This is a genomic window from Arthrobacter sp. Hiyo1, from assembly GCF_001263615.2.
Classification (GTDB): domain Bacteria; phylum Actinomycetota; class Actinomycetes; order Actinomycetales; family Micrococcaceae; genus Arthrobacter.
On sequence record NZ_DF952468.1, the window covers coordinates 630,815 to 640,530 of the forward strand.

General features: G+C 62.2%; 5 protein-coding genes and 3 pseudogenes. 5 read left to right on the forward strand and 3 right to left on the reverse strand.

Annotation, left to right across the window (positions count from 1 at the left end; all coding sequences use genetic code 11):
* The first annotated feature begins 157 nt into the window (after nucleotides 1–157).
* Nucleotides 158–2,902, forward strand: a complete 2,745-nt coding sequence (gene secA / locus AHiyo1_RS02815) for a preprotein translocase subunit SecA (RefSeq protein WP_059387545.1) — start codon at nucleotides 158–160, stop codon at nucleotides 2,900–2,902.
* A gap of 141 nt (nucleotides 2,903–3,043) precedes the next feature.
* Here the strand turns inward: secA and AHiyo1_RS26100 are convergent.
* Nucleotides 3,044–3,558 (reverse strand): annotated as a pseudogene (locus tag AHiyo1_RS26100) (Rv3235 family protein).
* A gap of 46 nt (nucleotides 3,559–3,604) precedes the next feature.
* The gene (locus AHiyo1_RS02825; RefSeq protein WP_216363122.1) at nucleotides 3,605–4,354 is read right to left on the reverse strand and encodes a LysM peptidoglycan-binding domain-containing protein; all 750 of its coding nucleotides are present in this window, start codon (nucleotides 4,352–4,354) and stop codon (nucleotides 3,605–3,607) included.
* Between the two features lie 172 nt (nucleotides 4,355–4,526).
* Here AHiyo1_RS02825 and AHiyo1_RS02830 point away from each other — a divergent pair, with 172 nt between their 5' ends.
* A complete protein-coding gene (locus AHiyo1_RS02830) occupies nucleotides 4,527–5,120 on the forward strand; it encodes a hypothetical protein (protein ID WP_306961041.1) in 594 nt (197 codons plus the stop codon).
* A 46-nt stretch (nucleotides 5,121–5,166) separates the two neighbouring features.
* Here AHiyo1_RS02830 and AHiyo1_RS02835 read toward each other — a convergent pair whose 3' ends face one another.
* Nucleotides 5,167–5,382, reverse strand: a complete 216-nt coding sequence (locus AHiyo1_RS02835) for a helix-turn-helix domain-containing protein (protein WP_059387549.1) — start codon at nucleotides 5,380–5,382, stop codon at nucleotides 5,167–5,169.
* A gap of 151 nt (nucleotides 5,383–5,533) precedes the next feature.
* Here AHiyo1_RS02835 and AHiyo1_RS02840 point away from each other — a divergent pair, with 151 nt between their 5' ends.
* The 3 genes and pseudogenes from AHiyo1_RS02840 to AHiyo1_RS02850 form a co-directional block, all read left to right on the forward strand.
* Nucleotides 5,534–6,178, forward strand: a complete 645-nt coding sequence (locus AHiyo1_RS02840) for an SAF domain-containing protein (protein ID WP_059387547.1) — start codon at nucleotides 5,534–5,536, stop codon at nucleotides 6,176–6,178.
* Nucleotides 6,175–7,487: pseudogene (locus AHiyo1_RS02845) on the forward strand (AAA family ATPase). Before AHiyo1_RS02840 ends, AHiyo1_RS02845 begins: the two are co-directional and overlap by 4 nt.
* Nucleotides 7,488–7,544: 57 nt before the next feature.
* A pseudogene (locus AHiyo1_RS02850) lies at nucleotides 7,545–9,716 on the forward strand (NAD-glutamate dehydrogenase); the annotation flags it as partial.

Consider the following 9,716-nt stretch of genomic DNA (forward strand, 5'->3'; position numbering starts at 1 on the left):
CTCGGCAGTGGCCCGCGGCTGAGGTCATGGGTCTCCGGCGGTGGCCTGCGGGGCGCCTTGCGCTCCGCTCTCAGGGAAACGGGGCCGCGTGGCGTTGGTCTCTCCCGTAGACTGAAACCGCCAGAATTCGGCAGCTTGAGACTGGGAGCAACTTTACGTGGCATCACTTATCGAAAAACTTCTCCGCACGGGTGACAAAAAAACCCTGAGGCAACTGCGGACCTACGCCGATTCCATCAACGCCCTCGAAGACTCCTTCAAGACCTTCTCCGATGCCGAATTGCGCGAGGAGACGGACAGGCTGCGCGCCCGCCACGAGGACGGCGAGAAGCTGGACGATCTCTTGCCGGAGGCTTTCGCAGCGGTGCGTGAAGCTTCCTCCCGCACCTTGGGGATGCGCCACTTCGATGTCCAGCTCATGGGTGGGGCCGCCCTCCACCTGGGCAATATCGCCGAAATGAAGACCGGTGAAGGAAAGACCCTTGTGGCCACCGCTCCGGCCTTCCTCAATGCCCTGACAGGCAAGGGCGTGCACGTCGTTACAGTCAACGACTACCTCGCCGAATACCAGTCCGAACTCATGGGCCGTGTCTATCGCTTCCTTGGCCTCAGCAGCGGTTGCATCCTGTCGAACCAGGATCCCGAAGTGCGCCGTCAGATGTACGCGGCAGACATCACCTACGGCACCAACAACGAATTCGGCTTCGACTACTTGCGCGACAACATGGCGTGGGACAAATCCGAGCTTGTGCAGCGCGGCCACAACTACGCGATTGTCGACGAAGTGGACTCCATCCTCATCGACGAAGCCCGTACTCCGCTCATTATTTCCGGTCCTGCCCAGGGTGACACCAACCGCTGGTACAGCGAATTCGCCAAGGTCGTGCAGCGCCTCCAGGCTGAAGTCGACTACGAGGTCGACGAAAAGAAGCGGACGGTCGGTGTTCTCGAAGCCGGCATTGAGAAGGTCGAAGACTACCTCGGCATCCAGAACCTGTACGAATCCGCCAACACCCCGCTCATCGGCTTCCTGAACAACGCCATCAAAGCCAAAGAGCTCTTCAAGCGGGACAAGGACTACGTCATCCTCGACGGCGAAGTCCTCATTGTTGACGAACACACCGGCCGTATCCTCGCCGGACGGCGTTACAACGAAGGCATGCACCAGGCGATCGAGGCCAAGGAAAACGTCGAGATCAAGGCTGAGAACCAGACTCTCGCCACTGTGACCTTGCAGAACTACTTCCGCATGTACTCCAAGCTCTCGGGCATGACCGGCACGGCTGAAACCGAAGCCGCCGAGTTCATGAGCACCTACAAGCTTGGCGTGGTACCCATTCCCACCAACCGGGACATGCAGCGCATCGACCAGTCGGACCTCGTGTACAAGAACGAAATCGTGAAGTTCGAAGCCGTCGTGAAGGACATCGCGGAACGGCACGAGAAGGGCCAACCCGTGCTCGTCGGCACTACCAGCGTTGAGAAGAGCGAATACCTTGCCAAGCTGCTGGCCAAAGAGGGCATCCGGCACGAAGTCCTGAACGCAAAGAACCACGCACGCGAGGCCGCGATTGTCGCGCAAGCGGGACGCAAGGGCGCCGTCACGGTCGCCACCAACATGGCTGGCCGCGGTACTGACATCATGCTGGGCGGAAACGCCGAGTTCACGGCCATCGCCGAACTGGCAAAGCGGGGCCTGGACCCTGAGGAAAACTCCGAGGAGTACGAGGCCGCATGGCCCGAAGCGCTCGAAGCGGCCAAGCAGGCAGTCAAGGACGAGCATGAGGAAGTGCTTGAACTTGGCGGGTTGTATGTGCTGGGCACGGAACGCCACGAATCCCGTCGAATCGACAACCAGCTGCGTGGCCGCTCGGGCCGCCAGGGCGACCCGGGGGAGTCCCGCTTCTACCTCTCGCTGACCGATGACCTCATGAGGCTCTTCAACTCCGGCGCTGCCGAGCGCCTCATGAACAGCTCGGTACCGGACGATGTTGCACTCGAATCCAAGCTCGTGTCCCGCGCGATCGCTTCGGCCCAGGGCCAGGTTGAAGGGCGGAACGCCGAGCAGCGCAAGAACGTCCTCAAGTACGACGACGTCCTGAACCGCCAGCGTGAAGCCATCTATGGCGACCGCCGGAGGATCCTTGAAGGCGACGACCTGCACGAAAAGGTCCAGTTCTTCCTGGAAGACACCATCAATGCCTTGATCGATGCCGCGACGGCAGAGGGAACCGGCGATGACTGGGACTTCCACCAGCTGTGGACCAACCTCAAGACCCTGTACCCGGTAACTGTTACGGCCCAGGACATCATCGACGAAGCCGGCGGGAAGGCGCGGGTGTCCGTTGAATTCCTTAAAAACGAGATCCTTTCGGACGCCCAGCTCGTTTACAAGGAGCGGGAAGAAGCCATTGGCGCCGAGAACATGCGCGAGCTTGAGCGCAGGGTTGTCCTCTCGGTCCTTGGCCGCAAGTGGCAGGAACACCTCTATGAGATGGACTACCTCAAAGAAGGCATTGGCCTGCGCGCGATGGCCCAAAGGGATCCCCTGGTCGAGTACCAGCGTGAAGGATTCACGATGTTCCAGAGCATGATGGAAGCCATCCGCGAAGAGAGCGTGGGCTTCCTCTACAACCTGGAAGTGGAAGTAACGCCCGCCGAAGACGTGGTGGTAGTGGATGGCAGCCCTGAAGGCGGTCACGTGGAACATCACGATCCGCAGATCCGCGCGGCCGGCCTCGAAGCCCCGGAAAAGCCTGTTCAGCTGCAGTACACGGCGCCTGGTGAAGACGGCGCGAGCCAGACCCGCGTCGAGGGGAGGGCCTCGGGCCGCTCAGGCAACCCCGCCAAGGCTGCCGCTGATGACAAGCAACGCGGATCCAACAGGAAGAAGCGCCGCTGACCCTCCGACTGCCTGACGCATGTAGCTGACGCCCGCAGCCTCCGGACGTTTCCAATAAGCCGATGCCTGCAGCGAAAACGGAGAGGGACCAGAACGCGCGTTCTGGTCCCTCTCCGTTTTCGCGTGCTTTGAACCGGGCCGTCAGCCGATTTCGAGGGCGGTAACCCGCCATGTGCCGTTGATCCCTTCAAGCCTCATGGCTACGGCGCGGGAGCGGAGTTCTTCCGAGACAACCAAGCTGGCCTCGTACACTCCGTCGTTCACCGCGCAGACACGCACGGAACGGACCATTGGACTTCGGTGAAGGCGCGACTGCCGCCCGGGGCGTTGGCAGCATGGGCTCGCGTCAGTGCGGCACGGTGTTGAAGGGCGCTGAAGCATCCGGGATCCAGGGTCCGTGAGAGCTGTTGCGCCGGCCGGGTGCCTGCAAGGACTTCGACCGCGGCTTGGGCGATGCTGCGGGCCAGTGCGCGGATTTCGCCGTCGAGACTGCGGATCTGGGCCGCTTTGCGGGCAGGAGATGGCCCCCCGCCCGACGGCCCGTCCGTTCGGGCTTTCGCACGAGGGGAAGCCATGATCGAACGGGAGGCAATGGGTGGCGAAGCCGCCTGAAGGACTTCATTCGGCACGCTGCGGACGGCTGGTGATGCGCTCATGGACTTCCTCGGTTACGGATCGCTGGTTGGTGGTGGTTGGGCTGGGTCACTGGTTCGGCGGTGGTTGGAGGACCTGACCCGGTAGGAGGAGCCCAGGGTCGTCTCCAATGACATGCCGGTTGGTGGAGTACCACCTCGGCCAGTGGTGGGCAATGTCGACGTCGCTGGCCATGGGGCCCAGCTGCCGGGCGGCAATCGACCACAGTGAATCGCCCTGTTTCACCACCACTTCGCGTTGATTTGGCGAAGCAGGCTGTTCGGCGCCACGCTGCGGCCCGTTACCCAGGAGCCCGGGCGCAGTGGCAGGTGCGCGGGGTTGCCAATGCGGGTTGATCTCCAACGAGCCGGACTCAAACGAGGGAATGGCCGGGCGATGGGGAGAAGGACTAGGGGAGGGTTTCCATTGGGCAGAGATGCCGCTCGACGAGTTTGAGCCGTTCGCCGGGCTCCACGCTGGTTCAAACTGTGCCGGTGCCGCATTCGCCACGGGGATTCCCGCGAGATTCAGGCCCAGAATTGCAACGGCCAGTCTGCGCATGAACGCAGGGCTGAGTTTGGCAGTGGCGCTCGCGCAGCGGTTCTTTCCCATTTGCTGGAGGAGCGCGGCGGCCATTGCCAGGATGAACGTGGCGATCCACCAGGCGCCGATCCCCAGACCGGAGGCAGTTGCGACAAATCCCAGGAGGTCTTCGAACATGGGTGTCTGGAGTCGTCCTGCCGCGGAGTTCCATCGGTCAACCAAGATCAGTCCAGTGACAGCGAGCAAAAGGGCGAGCACCAGGATGGTCACCGCCATTGCAACATCGTTCCGAACGGGCCTGTTCGTCTGTTCCATGGGTTCCCCTTACCCAGTTGATGCAAGTATGTGCAATTTGATGCTATTTAATGATGTTTGAATTATTTTGGTCACAACGAGCGGCATTTGTCTAGGACTAGCTTGTCGATGAAGACAGATTGACCGTCGAGGGATGCCCGCTTACGCTGACGCAATGCGTTGGGATGCTCTGTTTGAAGACATGGAGGCACAGTTGGCCTCTGAGCGATTGCTGGGACTTGAATCGGAAATTTCAGAGCGGGCACGTGTGGAGATCGCCGGAATCGACGTCTCCGACAGGCTGCGTGGCGCGATCGGCCGGAAGATTGATGTGAAGCTCCGATCCGGAACGCAGGTGTCAGGGACGCTTAGTCATGTCGGGAGCGAATCGGTGGTTTTGGACGAAGGTCGCCACCAGTGGTTGGTGCCCGTCGCGGCGGCTTTGGCGTATCAGGGCCTGGGCCGGCAGGTCCGGGCTGGCCAATCGAAGGCATCACAGCGGCTTGGCCTGGCCAGCGCACTGCGAATGCTGGCCCGTGACAGGGCGGAACTGGCGGTTCATCTGCTTGAGTTGGCGCAGGAGGAGCGGACGATGCGGGGCGTCATTGATCGCGTGGGCAAGGACCACTTTGATCTCGCGGTGATGTTGCCGGGCGAGGTCCGCCGGTCCGGGAACGTCGTATCTGTGGCAACAATTCCGTTCCAGTCACTTGCCGCGCTGCGTTCATTGCGGGGCCAGGACTTCTAGCCCGGCCGGCTCCCCGCCGTCGTTGTCCTGGGGCGCTGGACGGAGATCAGGACGACTTGGATTTGGCTTCTTGGATGATCCTGCTGGCCTCGGCGTAGCGTTCCTCGATGTACTGCTCCAGCATCTTTTCTTCGACGCGCCACTGGCCCCTGCCGCCCACTTGGATGGCCTTGAGCTCACCGCTTCGCACCAGAGCGTATGCCTGCGGCGAGTTGATCTGAAGCTGTTCGGCGACATCAGCGAGGGTGAGGAATCGGGGCATGCATCCATTTTGCCACTGTTCGATCCACTTGCCGCGGTTATCCACAGGTTGACGTAATTTGAGGCATGTGGCTTTCGGAAGGACCCAGATGCGGTCAGAATAAAGGCCACTGAAGGTCGACGCCGACTAACAAAACAAACGGGGGAGCAGGATGGGTGTAACTACCGCGGCCGCTGCAGCGCGGCTCAGGAAACCGTCATGGAGGGATCCGCGGCTTTTGGTGGGGATTCTCCTGGTCTTGGCATCGCTGGCCGGCGTCATCGCCCTCGTTGGAACCGCTGACCGCACCATTCAGGTCTATGCGGCGCGCGAGTCGATTGCCGTGGGCCAGAAAGTCAGCAAGGACGATCTTGCGGTTGTCAAGGTCCGGCTCGACGACGTTGAGTCCAGCTATGTCACTCTGGCTGGCGGTCTGCCGGAGGGAAGAGTTGCCATCCAGCGAATTGCCAAGAACCAACTCGTCCCGCAGGAAAGCCTGGGCGCCGCCGACTCCTTGGACCGCAAGCCGGTGGCGATCGCGATCCAGGAATCGCTGCCTTCCCAGGCTGTGGCAGGATCCCGCGTCGACGTCTGGGTGGCCCACCCCGATGTGCGCAACGGTTTCGGCACGCCGCAGTTGCTGTTGCCCGGGGCGGAGATCGCCCAGGTCACGGAGGGTGCCTCCACCCTTGGAGCGTCCAAGGAGAAGGTGGTTCTGGTCCTGGTGACCGATGAGCAGATGCCGAACCTTCTTGGTGCGCAGGCAAACAAAGCGAAGATTGCCGTGGTGTGGAATCCGGGCGGTGCCGGCAAGTGAGTATCCCGGTTGTCACAGTCGGGCAATCCCGGGAAGATTTGGTCGGCGGACTCGAACGGCTCCACGGGCCGGTGACGGTGGTGCGTCGGTGCGGTGAACTCGCCGAACTCCTGGCCGCATGCCAAAGCGGTCTCGCCCGCGCCGCAGTCATCGCCGAAGGCGCTGGGGAATTGACGCGTCGCTGGTCGACCGGCTGGCGGCTGTCGGAGTCTCCATCGTCGCCCTGAGCGACGATCCGGGAGAGGAGAGCCGCCTGCGCAGCATCGGCGTCGTGACGGCGTCGCTCGATGTGGATTCGGCAACGCTGGCGTCGAGGATCTCCGATGCCGTAGGCCAGTTGCCCGGACAAGGAAGACGACGCGCGGAGCCTCGGGATTCCGGGTTTGCGGATACCGCGGCAGAACTCCGTCCCACCGATGCGCCGGAAGAACCGGAACACGTGCCGGCCGGGGCTGGCCGGATCATCGCGGTCTGGGGGCCTACCGGGGCGCCTGGCAGGACTCTTGTGGCGGTCAACATTGCTGCAGAGTTGGCGGCGGAAGGCAAGTCAGTGATCCTCCTCGATGCAGACAGCTACGGGGCCAGCGTCGCGGCTTCGCTGGGCTTGCTGGACGAATCCGCCGGACTGGCGCAGTCTTGTCGACTGGCGGACCAAGGATTGCTGGATACCGAATCGCTCAAGCGGATCGCCGCGCCGGTCTTCGCCAAAACCACCAGCTTCCGGGTTCTTACCGGCATTACGCGCGCGGACCGGTGGACGGAGCTCCGGGCCGCCGCGCTCTCTTCGGTGCTTGAGCTCTCCAAGGAGATCGCGGACGTCGTCGTAGTCGACGCAGGTTTCTGCCTTGAAGCGGACGAAGAACTCAGCTTCGACACGATGGCCCCTCGACGCAATGCCGCGACCCTCCGCAGTATCGAACTGGCGGACACCGTTTACGCCGTCGGCGCGGCCGATGCCGTTGGCGTTCCGCGACTCGTGCGTGGCCTCGCGGAGCTCGAACAGGCTGTCCCGCACGCGGCTCCCCGAGTGGTTTTGAACAAGGTCCGGGCCGCATCCGCTGGCCGCTCACCCGAACGTGAACTCCGTGAAGCATGGGAGCGGTACGGACCCAATCAAGGCATCGAAGCGTTCCTGCCATCCGATCCTGAAGCCTGCGACGTGGCCCTGTTGTCCGGCTCTGTCCTCTTCGAGGCTGCGCCCGAATCTCCATTGCGGCTCGCCATCGCAAATATGGTATGTGCACCTGTCCAGCAAAATCGCAAATCCTCTGTCATTTATTCCAGAGCAAGGCGTCGTCTAAAGCGTTAGGCTCGCCATGTGGGCTGCAAGGACGCAGCAATTGAGATGTGATGGAGGCGTTTGTCGATGTCGTCAGGATCCAGCGTGGAGGATCGTTCTAAACCTGCAGTAGTCCGGGAGGGATTCTTCGGGGACTACTACGAGCATCTCGCTGAGGAGGACGCGCGCGGGTACGCTGCCGAGCAGTTGACCTCCAGGGCGGCGGCACACCGGGAAGCGGGGCAGAGCCGCAAGCCGGGCACTGCCAACGTCAGGATCGCCAATGAGGGTGACCGCAGCATTCTGTACATCGTCACGGATGACATGCCGTTTCTCGTGGACTCGGTGAACGCCGAACTCGTTCGCCAGAACTGCGCTATCCGGCTCGTCATGCACCCGCTCTTCGTGGTTTCGCGTGACCACCTCACCGGCGACCTGTCCGACATTGCCCGGGTGCCGTCGAACATCGGCATCTCGAGCGGTGACACCGCGGCGATGCCGAACATCGCCCATCTGATCGCCCAAGGTGACAATGTCTCCCACATGGAGTCGTGGATCGCCGTCGAGGTTGACAGGGTGGCCGACGACTTCCAGAAGGAACTCGTGGACGGAATCCACCGCGTCCTGAACGACGTCCGGGCCGCCGTCGAAGACTGGCCCAAAATGCGCACGAAGGCGCTCGAGCTGGCATCGTCCCTGGACAAAGTGGCCCACCCGGAAGACATCGCGGAACTCAGGCAAGCGCAGGACCTGCTGCGTTGGTTGGACAACGGCAACTTCACGTTCCTTGGTTATCGGGAATACGACCTCATCACCGAGAACGGTGAAGACGTACTCGAGTTGCGTGAAGCAAGCGGTTTGGGACTCTTGAGGGCGGGGGACCACCCGCACCAAATCCAGCACCTCACCGATGCCGGACGCCGGAAGGCGCGCGAGAAGCGTGCCTTGGTCATCACCAAAGCCAACTCGCGGTCCACCGTTCACCGCCCTGCGTACCTGGACTACATCGGTGTCAAAAGCTTCGATGTTGCCGGTAACGTCAACGGTGAGCGCCGCTTCATCGGCCTCTTCGCAACGAGCGCGTACACCGGTTCCGTAAGGAACATCCCGATCGTTCGGGAAAAGGTCGACGCCGTGCTCCGCTCGGCCGGTTTCCCCCAGGACTCACACTCTGGCAAAGACCTTGTCGGTATCCTCGAGACCTACCCCCGTGACGAACTCTTCCAGATAGAGACCGAGGACCTGGCAGCAACGGCTTTGGGCATTCAGCGTCTGCAGGAGCGGCGTCGTACGAAGCTCTTCCTGCGCCCGGACATCTATGGGCGATTCATGTCGGCATTGGTCTACCTGCCCCGTGACCGCTACACCACCAACGTCCGGCAGCGAATTGAACAGGAACTCCGCGAGACTTTCGAAGCCGAGAGCATCGACTACGAGGCCCGGATCACGGAGTCCGCACTCTCAAGGGTGTTCTTCCGTATCCGGCTCCCGCGGGAGGCTGAGCTTCGCGATGTCGACGCCGGTGAACTCGAAAAGCGGCTTGTCCGGGCTTCGCGGTCCTGGGCCGAAGGAATTGCGGAGGTGCTCCGCGAGAACACCAGCGGTTTGGATGCCGAGCGGTTGTCCGCCCTGTGGCAGATGCGTTCCCCGCCGGCTACCGGGTCGACTACGAAGTCGAAGACGCCCTCAAGGACATTGAGCGTTTCGAGAAGTATGCCGCCACAACCGACCGCGACGCCGTCGCTGTCCAGGTGGTCCCCGGCGTGCATGTCTACCTGCCCAACGGCGCCGGTGAACTGCTCGAAGAGGATGCCCGCGTCAAGCTCTACCTTTTGGAACCGAAGAGCCTGAGCCAGATCCTGCCCTACTTCCACAATCTTGGCCTTGAGGTTCTCGATGAGCGGCCTTTCGAGATTGAGACTGCCGACCACCGGGACTTCTTCCTCTACGACCTTGGCCTGAAGTACCCCGCCGGTGTCGATCCCGTGGCTACCGGCCAGCTCTTGGCGGACTCCTTCAGCGCCGCCGTGACCGGTGCGGTGGAGTCCGACAGTTTCGACCGGCTCGTCCTCCGGGAAGGTATCCACTGGCGGCAGGTTGTCATGCTCCGCGCCTATGCGAAGTACATGCGCCAGATGGGGAACACCAACTCCTTCGAGTTCATAGCGGATACCCTCCTCGCCAACCCGGAGGTTGCCCGCGGCCTTATTGACCTCTTTGGGGCGCGCTTCGATCCGTCGTCGCCTGACGCCGCGCGTC